General features: G+C 65.8%; 12 protein-coding genes and 1 pseudogene. 9 read left to right on the forward strand and 4 right to left on the reverse strand.

Annotated elements, in window-relative coordinates:
* Position 1: 1 nt before the first annotated feature.
* Positions 2–1,219 carry a non-hydrolyzing UDP-N-acetylglucosamine 2-epimerase gene (gene wecB / locus YU1_RS30855; protein WP_051357239.1) on the reverse strand — a complete coding sequence of 406 codons (1,218 nt, stop codon included), beginning with the start codon at positions 1,217–1,219 and terminating at the stop codon, positions 2–4.
* Positions 1,220–1,340: 121 nt separating this feature from the next.
* Here wecB and YU1_RS0123020 point away from each other — a divergent pair, with 121 nt between their 5' ends.
* Positions 1,341–2,318, forward strand: a complete 978-nt coding sequence (locus tag YU1_RS0123020; protein WP_051357240.1) for a DUF4434 domain-containing protein — start codon at positions 1,341–1,343, stop codon at positions 2,316–2,318.
* A 147-nt stretch (positions 2,319–2,465) separates the two neighbouring features.
* On the opposite strand, the gene YU1_RS30860 is transcribed toward YU1_RS0123020, so the two are convergent.
* Positions 2,466–2,855, reverse strand: coding sequence for a hypothetical protein (locus YU1_RS30860; protein ID WP_051357242.1), 390 nt, complete (start codon positions 2,853–2,855; stop codon positions 2,466–2,468).
* Positions 2,856–2,997: 142 nt separating this feature from the next.
* Between YU1_RS30860 and YU1_RS0123030 the strand changes: the two genes are divergently transcribed.
* From YU1_RS0123030 to YU1_RS0123055, 6 genes are all read left to right on the forward strand, one after another.
* Positions 2,998–4,308 (forward strand): lipopolysaccharide biosynthesis protein, encoded by a 1,311-nt coding sequence (locus YU1_RS0123030; RefSeq protein WP_051357244.1) that lies wholly within the window; start codon positions 2,998–3,000, stop codon positions 4,306–4,308.
* Positions 4,309–4,431: 123 nt separating this feature from the next.
* A complete protein-coding gene (locus YU1_RS30865) occupies positions 4,432–6,549 on the forward strand; it encodes a GumC family protein (protein ID WP_245263425.1) in 2,118 nt (705 codons plus the stop codon).
* 256 nt (positions 6,550–6,805) lie between these two features.
* Positions 6,806–7,732, forward strand: a complete 927-nt coding sequence (locus YU1_RS30870; RefSeq protein WP_051357248.1) for a polysaccharide biosynthesis/export family protein — start codon at positions 6,806–6,808, stop codon at positions 7,730–7,732.
* A gap of 37 nt (positions 7,733–7,769) precedes the next feature.
* On the forward strand, positions 7,770–8,636 hold the full coding sequence (locus YU1_RS0123045; protein WP_245263426.1) for a WecB/TagA/CpsF family glycosyltransferase: 867 nt from the start codon (positions 7,770–7,772) through the stop codon (positions 8,634–8,636).
* Positions 8,633–10,015 carry a hypothetical protein gene (locus YU1_RS30875; protein WP_051357250.1) on the forward strand — a complete coding sequence of 461 codons (1,383 nt, stop codon included), beginning with the start codon at positions 8,633–8,635 and terminating at the stop codon, positions 10,013–10,015. The genes YU1_RS0123045 and YU1_RS30875 overlap by 4 nt, the downstream gene beginning before the upstream one ends.
* Positions 9,984–10,835: an FkbM family methyltransferase gene (locus tag YU1_RS0123055; RefSeq protein ID WP_029006088.1), complete on the forward strand. Its 852-nt coding sequence runs from the start codon at positions 9,984–9,986 to the stop codon at positions 10,833–10,835. Before YU1_RS30875 ends, YU1_RS0123055 begins: the two co-directional genes overlap by 32 nt.
* Before the next feature lie 12 nt (positions 10,836–10,847).
* On the opposite strand, the gene YU1_RS0123060 is transcribed toward YU1_RS0123055, so the two are convergent.
* Both YU1_RS0123060 and YU1_RS0123065 read right to left on the reverse strand, forming a co-directional pair.
* Complete coding sequence (locus YU1_RS0123060) at positions 10,848–11,771, reverse strand: glycosyl hydrolase family 18 protein (RefSeq protein WP_035716457.1); 924 nt, start codon at positions 11,769–11,771, stop codon at positions 10,848–10,850.
* Between the two features lie 38 nt (positions 11,772–11,809).
* Positions 11,810–13,213, reverse strand: coding sequence for an exopolysaccharide biosynthesis polyprenyl glycosylphosphotransferase (locus YU1_RS0123065; RefSeq protein ID WP_245263427.1), 1,404 nt, complete (start codon positions 13,211–13,213; stop codon positions 11,810–11,812).
* Positions 13,214–13,662: 449 nt separating this feature from the next.
* Here YU1_RS0123065 and YU1_RS0123070 point away from each other — a divergent pair.
* Positions 13,663–13,932, forward strand: a pseudogene (locus YU1_RS0123070) (transposase); the annotation flags it as partial.
* A gap of 86 nt (positions 13,933–14,018) precedes the next feature.
* The coding region (locus YU1_RS0123075) for an IS5 family transposase (protein ID WP_084540069.1) at positions 14,019–14,688 on the forward strand (670 nt) is incomplete at its 3' end.

Consider the following 14,688-nt stretch of genomic DNA (forward strand, 5'->3'; position numbering starts at 1 on the left):
TTCATGTGCCGGCGGCTGATAACGATGCCGAAGGCCGACACGGCAAAAAATGACCGCCATCCATGGGATGGGCCGGCGAAGCGGACAGGGTGATGAAAGGGGCAGGAACACGCCCGCACAAGGCATCGACGATGCGCCGGCTGGCACCACCGTCGCCATAGGGATTGGGGAGACCGGCAAAGCGGCCATAGGCTTCGGCATCGTCCAGCAGCCTGTTTACCTGCTCGATGATCCGCGAGGGGCTCGTGCCGACGAGTTGCACCGTGCCTGCCGCCACCGCCTCGGGACGCTCCGTCACCTCGCGCATCACCAGGACAGGCTTACCGAGGGTGGGAGCCTCTTCCTGGATGCCCCCGGAGTCCGTCAGGATCAGGCTGGCTCGGCGCATGAGCGCGACGAAAGGCACATAATCGAGCGGCGCCACGAGGTGCAGGTTTGCGCGCCCGGCCAAGCGCGCAAACACCGGCTCGCGCACATTGGGATTGAGATGGACGGGGTAGACGATTTCCACGTCGTCACGGTCAGCGAGATCGTCGAGGGCGTTGCAGATCCCCTCGAACCCGCTGCCGAAATTCTCGCGGCGGTGTCCGGTCACCAAGATGAGTCGCCGGGCCGGATCAAGGAACGAGAACTGCCGATCGAGGCGGGCGCGTAGATCCGCATCCGCGTCGATGCGCGCCAGCGTCCCCAGGAGAGCGTCCACCACCGTATTGCCGGTGACGAGGATCTCACCCGACAGGCGCTCGGCCTCCAGATTGGCGGCGGCGCGGGACGTCGGCGCGAACAGGCGGTGAGCCATCCGGTCGACCAGTTGGCGGTTCATCTCCTCCGGCCAGGGCTGGGCGAGATCGTAGGTGCGCAGGCCCGCCTCCACATGCCCCAATGGAATACGGCGCTGAAAGGTGGCAAGCGCGGCGGAGAGCGCCGTGGTGGTGTCGCCATGCACCAGCACATAGTCCGGCCGGACGTCGGCGAGCGCCTCGTCTATCCCGGTGACCAGACGGGCCATGAGCCCATTCAGCGATTGGTCCGGCCGCATCACATCAAGATCAATGTCCGGCTTAATATCGAAGAAGCCCAGCACCTGATCCAGCATCGAGCGGTGCTGGCCCGTGACGCAAACCGCACTCGACAATTCGGGCGCGGCCTCTATGGCTTTGATGAGCGGCGCCATCTTGATGGCCTCCGGTCGCGTTCCGAAGATGCACATGACCTTCATGCAATTGGCTTCGAATAAGAAATGGGGGATCCTCGCCACACACGCTTAAAAGCGGAACTGGACGTATCATGCAACCATATTCTATGAATGACTGTTAATTTTTTCTGCCGAGATCGCCGGAATGGCCCTTTTCACCCGGCGTGATGCCCTGTTGTCGCTGGCTGCGTTTAGCGGTGCGTTCACGCTTTCCGCGTCGAGCCTGGCCCCACTGTACCTCCCGCGCAAACTGAACGGCACGTTCCTCCAGGTCTGGAAAAGCGACCTTGATCTGCCGCCCACCGTCTGGGCTGAACGCCTCCGCCTGTTCGGCGCCCTTCAATGTCGGGACCTCATCCTGCAATGGGTCTCGTTCGGCGAGAAGTACGCCATGTCCGGAGCCCTCCTGGCCGATGTCCTGGATTTCGCCCTCGCAGCCGGCCTGAAAGTGACCTTGGGCCTGCCCTATGATGGCGGATACTGGAAGGCGATGACCCAGGGCGATCGCGCCGCCTTCATGGCCCGCGCCGCCGACCAGGGGGTCGCCTTCCTCGGCGCGGACACACATGCGGGCCACCCGGCCTTCGCCGGCTACTACATCCCTTATGAGATCGACCAGTACAGCTGGCAGCACGCGAGCGAGCGCGACATTCTCATCCGCTACCTGCGGCGCGTGAACGCCGCGCGCGGCGCGGCACCGCTCGCCATCTCGACCTTTCACAGTGCCCTGCCGACTGCCGCGACGCTTGAGGATCTGTGGAGCGCAGTCCTTCCGGAGGTGCCGCTCCGATTGATGGTGCAGGATGGAGTCGGCGTGTTCGGCATGGGCAATTACGCCCACCTGGAGCCGCTCTTTGCCATGTTGCGGCGGAAAGACGCGACGTTCGACGTCATTGTCGAACTCTTCACGGAAAAGCCGTCGGGCAAGACCGACGGCACGACCTTCGCTGCGGATTCCACCACCATGTCGCGCCTTCAGGCCCAGATGATCCAGGCCAGCGGGAGCGGCGCCGAGCGGCTGATCGCATTTGCCGTTCATCCCTACATGACCGACGGCACGCGCGGAGCGGCCGAGCTGCGCCAAGCTTACGCCCGCGCACTGGCGGGCGGCACCGGCAGCTAACCAGCCCGCGCCATAGGGGTGGCGGCGGGCCGCCGCCGCCCGGCCCGGCCCAGCCCGGCACCGCAACTCGCCTGATCCCCGTTAGCGATGACCTCCTTGGCGCAGCCCCCCAAGCCGCCCGACTCCCGCGGCCTCGCCCGGCAAGCGTTACGGCCGGCAGGTCACGCCCGGCCATTCGGCGCGGCGATAGATGGCGCGCAGCTCGATCCGCTTGAGATGGCGCCAGAGTTCGTTGCGCGTCTCCGGACAGAGCTGCATGAGCGCGCCCGTGGGGTTGCCGCGCCATGTCTCCGGAATGTGGATCCCCACCGAAAACACGCCCAGATTGAATTCCGGTTCGTTCGCCCACCATTCGGTCGGCAGGCGCTTCTGGAAATAGGTGCGGATCTCCAGGCGGGGATCGAAGGGAAAGGGATCGATCTCCATATCAAGGCCCATCTGTCCTGGCAGGTCGCCGCGCGGCATGCCCTGCACCTGCGCCTGCGCGGCTGGCGCCAGTCCTGCTCCCACGGCGGCCCAGAGCACGACCGCGGCCATGCGAAAGCCCCTTGCGGCCCGCCGCCTCGCATGTTTGATGCCCGCCGCAACCCCCGCGCCGATCCTGGCGGCTCCGCCCCATCCCACGCCCACGGGCTGGGCGGGTACGGTCGGACGCCGTACCATGAGGCGTAACAACAGCATGACGTCGCTTTTTTCCATGTCCAGCTTCGTGCGCACCTATTGGGCCTATGCCGCGGCCCTTGTGGTACGCGGGCTGGAACTGGTTGGAAAGCTCGGCCTGTACATGCTGGCCGCGCGCGTCCTCGGCGCCCATGACGCCGGCCTCTTTTTTCTATGCGTGACCTGGGTGGGCCTCATCTCCACCGTTGCGCGGGCCGGTTTCGAGAAAGCCATCATGCGCCACATGGCCGCCGAACTGGCGCTGGGCGCAGCGGACGAGGCGCGGCGCGCGCTCCACCGCGGCATCATCGCCACGACCTCGGGAGGACTGGCCGCCACGGCCCTGACCCTCGCCCTCGCCACCCCGCTCTCCACGCATGTCTTCGGCCAACCCGAGCTCGGCGCACACCTCGCCGTTTCGGCGGCGGTCATTCTGCCGCAGACGCTGTGCATCGTCATCGGCCATGGCCTCTCCGGCCTCAACCGGGGCGTCGCCTCGCAATTCGTGCAGAACGGCCTGTGGCCGGTGCTGACCTTCCTCCTGGTCGCGGCGGGTATTCGCTCGGTGGATGGGATGCTCCTCGCCCTCGCCGCGGCCAATCTTGCAGCCACCCTGCTCGGCATCGGGCTCATCACGCGCCACCGGCCCCACGATGCCGTCCATCCGACCGCCCACGCCCAAGAACGCCTGCCGGCGCTCTGGCACACTGCGCTGCCTCTCGGTCTGGTGGAGGTCGTCCAGGTTTCGCTCAATTCCATCCCCCTGCTCGTGCTGGGCATCTTCGCGGTGCCGGCCGAAGTCGGCGCCTTCAGCGTCGCCAATCGCATCTCCATGCTGATCTGGGTGGTGATCATTTCCATGGGCACCATCGCCGCCCCTTCGATCGCCAGCCTGCACCGGCGCGGGGACTGGCCGGCGCTCCGGGCGCTCAACCGGCGGGTCCGCTGGCTGGTGGCCCTGTGCGGCGTGCCGGTGGCGGGGGCCATGATGGCGTTTCCGGCGCCGCTGCTGCACCTCATCGGCCCGGGCTTCGAGGTCGCGAGCGGGGCGCTAATGGTCATGGGAATCGGCCAGCTCATCAATTGCCTTCTGCCCTGCCAGGATGTGGTGCTGGCGATGACCGGCCATGGCGGCATCCTGCGCTGGCTGAATGCCGGCCAACTCGCCACCTGCTGCATCTTGGGGGCGGTGTTGATCCCGGCTTATGGCATGATGGGAGCGGCGGTGCTGACCGCGCTGTTTATCGCCCAGGGCGCCATCGGAACCATGCTCATGTCCCGGCGCCTTCTACCGCAAGCCTTCCGGGAGACAGACGTGCGTCTGGCCTAGCTTGTTAAGGATTTCGTGGATCTTCTGCCGCTTGCATGGTCGGGGACGGCGATCCGCCGGGATGCAAGGCTGGCCGTTGGGTGGGGTGGGGGCGTGGCCATGAGCGATGCGTCGGGGAGAGTGATGACGGGTTCTCAAGTCGGCGAGTTGGATGTTCACCGGCCCGCCTTTCCGGGCGACATGCGTCCGCCCTCCTTCACGCTCCGCGATTTCCTCATCGCCGCCTTCTTTCACCGCCGCGTGGTGGTGCTGGGCGCGCTGCTGCCCATCCTGGTCGGCATCGGCGCCAGCGTCCTCACCAAGACGGAATACACCGCCAGCAGCCTGCTCCTGGTGATGGTCAATCGCGAGGTGGCAACGCAGAACGTCACCGACACCGGCCCCGCCGTCCTCTCGATCGAGGGGCTCAAGCAGGTGGAATCCGAGGTCCAGATCATCGACAGCGCCGACGTCATCCACACCACCATCGAGCAGGTGGGCCTGGAGCGGCTGTTCCCGCCGAGCCGCTTCAGCTTCCTCGCCGAGCTGATGGGCGGCGACATCAGCACCATGGACCGGGCCATCGAGCGCTTCCGCAAGAACACGCGCACCACGGTGCTGTCCGGCTCCAACATCATTCAGGTCAGCGTCACGAACCCCAATCGCGACGTGGCTATCAAGGCCACGGACGAATTGGTGAAGGCCTATCTCGAATACCGCCGAAAGGTGTTCGACAACCCCACCGCCTCCATCCTCATGGTGGAAGTGGAGCGCTTCAAGAGCGACCTCACCAGGACCGACGATGATATCGAGGCATTGAAGAAGAAGGCCGGCATCATCGAATTCTCCCAGGACGCCGTCCTCGCCGCCAACCAGGTGGACAGCGTGCTCCAGCGCCGCCGCCAGGTGGCCGAGCGCAAGGCAGCGGTGAGCGCGCAACTCGCCACGGCCGAGGAGGAGATGAAGGCCCTTCCGGAAACGGTCTTCGACTTCACCCAGAAGAGCGACGCCTCCGGCAATGACGACGACCGCAACATCCTGACCCGCCTGCTGGTGGAGCGGGACCGCCTCGCAACGCAGTTCGCGCCGGGCAGCCCGCCGCTGCGTGAAATCGACCGCAAGATCGAAACCGTCCGGCAGGTGATGGCCGGGCCGGAACCGCGCCTCTATTCCACCAACCGCGACGTCCGCAATCCGGCCATCAGCTACATGAACAACATGGTGCTGAGCCTGCGCGTGGAACTCGATTCGCTCTCGCGCCAGGAGGATGAACTGGCGCGGCAGGAGACGAGCGCCGAGGAGCGCCTCGCCACCCTGCGCAGCGCCGAAACGCGCCTGGTGGAACTGAACCGCCAGCGGGAGACCCTCAGCGAAGGCTATCGCGAATATCTGCGCCGGGCGGTGGCGGCGAAGGTGGAGGAAACCGCCTCGAAGGTCCGTGCCTCCAACGTTCGTGTGGTCGAGCCCGCCGGAGCCGCCGTCACCGGCCGCAGCATGGCCCTGCCATTCCTGGCGGCGGGCCTGTTCGGCGGCGTGCTGTTCGGCGCGGCCGCCGGCGCCATCGCCTCCGCTCTGCGCACCGGATTCATTCAGCCCTCCGAGCCGGAACGGTTGCTCGGCCTGCCCTGCCTCGCGGAATTCGGCGACGGACCGAATGCCCTGGAGACGGTGCGAGCCGAACAGGCGGTCGGTAGCCTCGCCACGCTGCTGCTGGATTCCGAGCTCGATGGCCGGCCACTCCGCGCACTCCATTTCCTTGCCCAGGAACCGCATCCCGACATCCCGGCCTTCTGCCGCCGGCTGGCCGAGGAGTTTGCCACCCAGCGCGGGATGCGCACGCTCCTGGTGAACCTCAACTCCCCCTCGCGCGACACGCGCTCCGACACCCCCGCCGAAGCCAAAGGCGGGCTTGCCATCTCCAGCACCATCGTGCCGCTGCTCTGGTCGGCGGACGATAGCGACCGCTCCCCATTCCTGAGCGTCCGCCTTCCCATGACCGAAGGCCGCCGGATGATGAAAGAATTGGAAGATCAGTTCGATGCCATCATCATTTGCTCCAGCGCCCAGGCAGCATCTTCCGTGAAGCATCGCCTAAACCGGCTCGTGGACGCAAATATCCTACTGATCCGAGCGGAAGAAACGCGCAAACCCGCAGCGATGCGCCTACGCTCGGACGTAATGGAGAGCGGTGGAATATTGATGGGCTTTGTCTTTATGGGCAGAAAGTACTACCTACCCAACTGGATTTATCGCATATTTTGAGATTTAACCGCGCATTAACTACAAGAATTTAGCTTCGGTTTACCAAATTGGACCGACTTGGCGATTCTGCTGTGTCTGCGCACGCCTCGCATCCCGCCACCTGCGCGGACACGAGGAGAGCAGCTGCCAGCGGCGCAGGCCGGTCTTCGACGAGGAGCCGCAGCTTATGTCCGCCCCCGCTCTTGCAGCCTCCGCCAACGCCCGTTATCGGGCGTGGGGCAGTTGCGGCCCGATGCGGACGAGGCTGCGGATCGGCATGGTCGCACTGCTCGCCTCCAGCCTCACCCTCGGCGGCTGCACCACCACCGCCCCCAATCCCGCCCCGTTGAGCCTCGCCGATGCGGGGCTCCCCGCCGCTTCCGACGTGAGCGCCTATGCGAGCGCCTCCGACGCCTCCTGGCAGGGGGCGGTGAAGGCGCCGGGCTCCCCCACCGCCGCCATGATCTATACGGCTCCGGCTACCTCCGCGCCGCGCGATTCCGGCCAGACGCCGTTCGCCACCGGCCACAACATCTCCTTCACCGAGGTCAATCCCCAGGGCTTCCGCCCCTGGGTCAACGTGCCGACCACCTATCGCCTCGGCCCCGGTGACAAGCTGAAGGTCAAGTTCTTCATCACGCGGGACATGGACGAGGACGTGACCGTCTCCCCGGACGGCACCATCGGCCTGCGCGCGGCCGGGCAGCTCCGGGTGGAGGGCATGTCCCTCGCCGGCGTCCAGGACATGATCCGCCGCGCCTCGCGCAACGACCTCACCGACCAGAAGGTGGTCATCTCGCTGGAAGACGCGGTGTCGTCCAAGATCTATGTGGGCGGCATGGTGGCCCACCCCGGCTCCTACCGCCTCACCGACCTGCGGCTGAACGCGCTACAGGCGGTGCTGCTGGCCGGCGGCGTCACCGACGAGGCCCGTCTCGGGCAGATTGCGGTAATACGCCGCGGCCTCAACAACGCCCCCATGCTGCGCACCATGAACCTGCGCGACGTGATTGAAGGCGCCTATGACGAGGGCGAGGTGCAGCTCGTGGCCGGCGACATCATCTATGTGCCGCGCAGCTCCATCGCCGAACTGGACCTGTGGATCGACCAGTTCATCAACAAGGTCGTGCCCTTCCAGCGCAGCTTCAGCTACACGCTGGGCAGCTACTCCACCTCCACCAGCGGCGGGACCATCATTCCCTAACGCATCGCGAAGGGGACCGCTTCACGGATTTGCCGTCGTGCTATACCGCCTCCATGTGAGGCAAAGCAGCGAAGCGGGCGTGGCGGTGTTGGGGAGCGAGACGAACAATAGAGGTGTGTCCATCACCGAAGCCACGTTCCTCCGCGTGCGCATCTCCTGCCTCACGGCCGTGGAAGCGGCCGAGGTGATCGCCGACCGCGGCGCGAGTGTTCCCTTCGCTTATGTGGTGACGCCCAATGCCTCGCATTTCACCTTGCTCGTTGAACTGAAGGATGCACGCTTTCAGGACGTCTATGCGCATGCTTGGCTGCGGCTGCTGGACGGCAAGGTACCGCGCGCCTGCGCGCGCATCGTCTTCGGCCTCGACCTGCCCCACTGCGCCGGAAGCGACCTGACCGAGGAGCTGTTCACGCACCGGATTCAGCCCTCGGACAGCATCACCATCATCGGTGGCGGCGAGGAACTGCGGCGGCGCCTCGTGGCGCAATTCGGCCTGACGCAGCTCCATGTCCACAATCCACCCATGGGCTTCATGGATAAGCCGAGCGAGGTGGAGGCCTGCATCGACTTCGTGCTCCGGCATCCGGCGCGTTACGTCTTCTTCGCCGTCGGGTCGCCGCGCGGCGAATATCTCGCCCGCATGGTGCAGCGCCGTCCGGAAGCCGTGGGCACCGGCCTGTGCATCGGCGGTTCGCTTAATTTCATCACCGGGCTCGTCAAACGCGCGCCCGCCTTCTTCCGCACCTTCGGCCTCGAATGGCTGTATCGCCTGCTGCGCAACCCCATCGGTCATGCCCGGCGGGTGTTCGTCGAGTCACTGCCGCTCCTTCTCATTGTGGCGAAGGCCCGGCTCAATCCGACGGCCTATGGCATGGACGCCTCACGGCGCAAACGCGTGCCATGACCTCCGCCGCTCCCGCCCGCCAGCTACGCTTCGTCATGCCGCGGCGCCATCCGGCCAGCGGGCCGGCGGGCGCCCACGCCGGCGAACGCCTGCCTCCCGTCTTCACCTGGGTCCTGCTGCTCGTGATATTGCCGCTGTTCGCACAGTGCTTTTATTATCTCATTGAAATTCCGCCCGCCTACCTGCTGTCCAAGGCTTGGCCGGTGCTGATGGCACCGCTCGCCATCTGGGCGATCGTCCGCCTGCCGCTGCCGGCCAAGAGCGGCTATGCGCTGCTGCTTGCCTATACCATGGGCCTGACGCCGCTGATCTCTATGATCGAGCTCGGCAACGGCTTCTTCGATGCGCTGACGACCACCGTGAAGGTCTGGCCTTTCACCTATTATTTCGGCCTGTCCGCGCTGCTGCTGTGGCTGTCTCCCGAGGAAGAGCGCCTACGTCAGGCCTGTATCTCGCTCGGCTTTGCCACGATTACCATCATGCTTCTGCTTTGGATGGTGGCGCCGACCTCCTGGTACACGAGCGATCCCTCCCAGGGGAAGTTGATGCTGTTCGAGCAGGAACGCGGCTACCGAATCTACATGCCCATGTTCTTCGGCATGCTGCTACTCTTCTATCTCGTGCGCCGTTTCATGCGGCGGCCCAGCCTGTGGCCAGCGGCGGGCGTCCTCGCGATCCTGGCACTGGAACTGATCATCTATAAGCAGCGCGCTTCCATTGGCGCCGCCGTTCTGGTGACGGGTTGGGGCGTGCTCTCCTCGCTGCCGGCCAAGCCGCGCCGCATGGCTATCGCCGCCGCCGGCCTTTTCGCGCCCCTCGCCGCGGCGGCCTTCTTCCTCCAATATGGAGACCATTTCACGGAGTGGCTGGGCGGCTCCCTGTCCGTGCGCCAGAACTCCTTCGCCCTCGCCACGGGTTTCCTGGGCACGGATGTGTGGCACTGGATATTCGGGGTCGGCGCCACCACGCGCTTCAGCGCGGTGACGCTGGCCGACATCTTCGGCAACGCCCAATTCTACATCGCCGACCTCGGCTGGGTCGGCGTCATCTTCGAATACGGGCTGGCCGGTGCCCTGCTGCTGCTCGGCCTTTACGTCTGGGGCTTCCTTGCCGTGTACAAGGCGGCTCGCAGCAGCGGCGATCCCTTCGTCGCCGCGCTCGCCGACTATGTGCTGTTCCTGATCATCACATCGACGGTCTATTCGCTCGTCTTCACGCCCGGCGAGCTCGCCACCGTCATGGCGCTGGCCGTCTATCTGGATCGCCGCGCGAAATCCGCTCCCGCCGCCCGCACCGGCGGCCCCACCTTCACCCGAACCGCCCAAAGGCGCACGATTGGAATCGGCCATGCTGCGACGGCTCCAGAAACTCTTCGCTGAACCCGCCTTCCGGGAGGCGCCCGCCACCGTCCTGGCGCGGGCGCTGCGATGGGCCATCTATGTGCCGCTCGGCCACAGCCCGGCGTTCAGCCTGGTGCCCGGCGGCGCCAGGCTCAAGGTGCCGGCCGACTTCCGCTACACCTCGGTGTCCGCCTTCCTGCTGCGGGACAAGGTGGAACCGGAGTTGCGCTACATTCAGAAGTTCGTGCGCAAAGGCGACATTTTCATCGATGTTGGCGCCAATATCGGCCTGTTCACGCTCAAGATGGCGCCGACGGCGGGATGGATCGTGGCGGTGGAGCCCGGCCAGGCGGCAGGCGACCTGCTGGCCGCGAACCGCGCCCTCAACTGCTTCTCCAACATCGCCATCGTGCGCAAGGCACTCTCCGACACGATGGGTACCGCGGCGCTGCATCACAATCCTCTTGGCGACGATCCACAGGCCTTCTCGCTGATCGACGACGGCTCCGGCGCGGAGAGCGAGCAGGTGCCGCTCACCACGCTCGACCTGCTGGTGGCCGAGCAGCAGGTCGAGCGCGTGGACTGTATCAAGATCGACGTGGAAGGCGCCGAAGGCCTGGTCATCGGCGGCGGGCTGGAGACGCTGCGGACCTGGCACCCGACGGTCATCTTCGAGATGAACTGCCCCACCCTGTTCAAGGCCGGCGGCGACCCGGCCGCCGCGTGGAACACACTGGCCAGCCTCGGCTATGCCTTCTTCCGCCTGAATGACGACGGGTCGCTGCGGGCGCTTTCCAGCCGTCCGAACGAGTTCTGCAACATCGTCGCCGGCCATCCTCAGGGCCGCCCGCTCCCCTGAGGGCGGCAGCGCTCACGGCACCGGCTGGGCGCAATCGGGCAGGGCCAGGGTCACGCAGACCGCCACGGAGAGGTCCCGGTAGTCCGGATTGTCGGGGCCGGGAGGCCCCGGCGGCGTAAGGCGCAGGCCGTAGAGCATGGCCCCCGCCTGGGGGTCATTTAGGACGGCGCGCAACATCCGCACCGTGTAGCCGAGCGTGAAGCGCGGCCCGCCGGATGTGCCCGGCTCCACCTGGATGCCCAGCGCCAGCGGCCCCTTGTAGAGGCTGCGATAGGCGCGGAACGCCTGCTCCGGCCGATAGGACGGCCCGGCGTCATAGGACATGATGGAGATGAGATCGAGCTCCCGCGCCACCGGCGCGCGCAGCACGGCCAGCATGGAGCCCGTCCAGGGGCTGCGCGGAGGGGCTGATGCGAACTCTCCCTCGCCATAAGCTCCGACGCTCCATCCCGCTGCGGTGACGACGAAGGGGCGCGGCAGCACCGCCCGGATCTGCTCCACCACCCGCACCGCCAGCGCATCGTCCGGGCACGTGACCCGGCGGGCCGCCAGCACGCAGCCAGGCGCATCGGTCTCATAGTCGATGTCGACGCCGTCGGCCCCGAGGTCGCGCACCAGGCGCGCCAGGGCCGGCGCATCGAGCCGATCCCAGGCGAACTGGCCCCAGCCCCCCACCGCCACCAGCACCCTGGTGTCGGGATGGCGCGCCTTCAGCCGGACGATGGCGGCCTTCAGCACCGCGCCGGAATACGGATAAAGCAAGCCTGTGCCCTTGAGGTCGAGATCGCCCGCATAGGAGAGGTCCGGCTTCGCGAAGCTGAGCGCCACGTGGGAATAATAGCCGGGCAGGCGGGCCAGCGAGGTTTCCTCCGGCTCGGCGGTGGCGATCTCGGACCAACTGGTGTGATAGGCGACGAAAGGGCGCTGCCCGGCCATCGCCTGACCGCCCACAGCCCAGAACGCCAGGAACAGCGTCAGAAGACGGACGGCCCGGCCATGCCCCTGGTGATGGTGAGCAGCATAATCCTGATGTCGAACCATACGGACCAGTTCTCTATGTAATAGAGGTCGAGTTCAACTCCCCGCTCAGCCTTCTCGACCGTGCGGATGCCCCCGCGCATGCCATTGAGCTGCGCCCAGCCGGTGATGCCCGGCTTGACACGGTGACGCTCCACATAGCGATCCACCGTTTCGTACCGCAAGTCCGACGCCACGCGCATATTCGGCACATGAGGCCGCGGCCCCACAATCGACATCTCGCCCCTGAGCACGTTGAAGAGCTGCGGCAGTTCGTCGATCGACAGGCGACGCAGGATGGCACCGACGCGGGTGATGCGCGGATCCTCCTTCAGCGTGCCTTCCGAGCCGTCGTCATGCGGGTCGATGCGCATGGTGCGCAGCTTGTAGACGTTGAAGACCTTGTTGTTGAATCCGACACGCGGCTGGTGGAACATGACGGGGCCGGGCGAATCCAGCTTGATGGCAATGGCCGCGATGAGCAGGATAGGCGCCGCCAGGATGATGCCCACGACGGCAACCACATAATCCTCCAGCGCCTTCAGAAGGCCAAGGGAGCCCTTCAACGGGCGCTGCTGCACTTGCAGGGCCGGCTGGCCGGCGAGGCTCACCACGCGCGCGAAATTCAGCGTGAACCTGTTCGGGTCGAGGTCCACCACCACATCGGCGGCGATCCGGTACATCTGGCTCGCCCAATGGGTGATCTTGCTCGGGTCGCTCCAGGGCTCGACGATGGCCACCACGTCCACCTGTTCGTGCTTGGCGAATTCCAGGAGGTCGCGCAGATCCCCCCGCATGGGCGGATAGATCGTATCATCATGTCCGGCGCCGCCGGCGCCCGCCGTCTCGCAGCGCTCTTCGTCGAAGATCCCGAGGAAGGTGAGGAGGTCGCGCTCCTCGCCTTCCTCATTGCACCGATCCACGAAGGCGCGGGCGCGGGCGGGATCTCCCACCAGGACTACGGTTCGGCGCAGCAAGCTGTGCCTGTGCACCAGGCCCACGCCGAAGAAAACCAGGACGAGGCGCCCGAACAGCAACGCGGCAAGTCCCACCACCGCCCAGCCCCAGATGCCGCTCGGCTGCAGCGGCACTTTCGGCACCATGATGTGAAAGATGAGACCGCCCACCACGGCGGCCGGCAGGAAGCCGATGAGGACATGGCCGACCTGCCGGAGCGGCCGCCGGTAGTGCTCGACCCGGTAGGCACCGCCGATGCTCAGGATCTGCACGAAAACCAGAGCTGCGGCCGCAGTCAGGACCAGCATCTGCCCGACGGTCGCATCGACCGAAAGGAAGCTGGCCAGAAACGCGGCCAGGAAGAGCATCGTCAGATCGCAGGCAAGGACGAGGCGATTGATCAAGCCATGGGTCCACCGCGTCATCGCCACACCGCCCCACACGTCTCAGCCGACTCCAAGCATCCCGGAGCGTTAGTGCGGTTCTGCGCAACCTCCGCAGGCCCGTCAAGCGTGAACCGCCCGCCCGTCATCTTTGATGATTTGGCCGGCAGGATGACGCCACGTGGCGACATGCCCTCGCGCATGCCGGGCCACGGGAGCACGTCACAAGAACCTCCATTCCAAGCGTTATCTACCGCTCTATCGTTGGGAAGGCGCGCCACCTTTACCATTGCCCGTCCCAAAATGGGGGGCGGCATTGCGCGTCGGAGATGACGATTTCCGGCATACGGGCGCACAAGGCCGTCGGCATCAGGATCGTGTCCCCTGACGTGGTGTAGGTGCGGGTGGCCTGCCCCCTGAAAAGAGGTCCTCCGTGAAGTAGGCTTTTTGAGCCTTTGGAGGATGGCGCGATGGCGCAGAAGAAGCACAAGCCGGAAGAGATCGTCGCGAAGCTTCGGCAGGTCGACGTTTTTGTGTCGCAGGGGCGGCCGGTTGCGGAGGCGATCCGGGCCATCGGGGTGACGGCGTTCACCTATTATCGCTGGCGCAAGGAGTTCGGCGGGTTGAAGAGCGATCAGGTGAAGCTGCTGAAGGATCTGGAGAAGGAGAACGAACGGCTGCGCAAGGCGGTTTCGGACCTGACGCTGGAGAAGCTGATCCTGAAGGAAGCCGCGTCGGGAAACTTCTAAGAGCCCGATTGAAAAGGAGTTGAGCGATATCAGCAGGTTGTGATTCCCGTTTGGTTCTGAATCAAATGGTGTTTCCGATGGCCTGGACCGATATCGCTCGCGCCGAGCATAACCGTGACCGCCTGCGTTTTCCAAGTGATCTGACGGACCGGGAATGGGCTGTCGTCGCGCCGCTGATCCCTCCGCCGCGGCCCGGCGGGCGGCCTCGCAGGACGCAGATGCGCGACGTCATAGAGGCGATCCTGTTCATCGCGTCGAGCGGCTGCCCGTGGCGCACGTTGCCGGGCGACTTTCCGCCGGTCTCGACCGTGCGCAGCGACTTCTACGCCTGGCGCGACAGCGGTCTTCTGGCGACGATCAACCAGCTTCTGGTGATGGCGGCGCGCGAGATGGCGGGCAAGCAAGCCCAGCCCACGGCCGGCATCATCGACAGCCAGAGCGTCAAAACCACCGAAAGCGGCGGGATTTGCGGCTATGACGCTGGAAAGAAGATCAAAGGACGCAAGCGCCACATCATCACCGACACGCTCGGTTTCCTGATCTTCGTCATGGTCCACGGGGCCGATGTTCAGGACCGCGACGGCGCTCCAGGCCTGCTCGAGGCGATCCGATTCCGGCATCCATGGCTGCGCCACATCTTCGCCGACGGCGGCTATGCCGGCGACAAGCTCAAGGACGCCATGCGCGGCCACGGAAGCTGGACCATCGAGATCGTCAGGCGCTCCGATACGGCCAAGGGCTTCGTCG

Source organism: Azorhizobium doebereinerae UFLA1-100, from assembly GCF_000473085.1.
Classification (GTDB): domain Bacteria; phylum Pseudomonadota; class Alphaproteobacteria; order Rhizobiales; family Xanthobacteraceae; genus Azorhizobium; species Azorhizobium doebereinerae.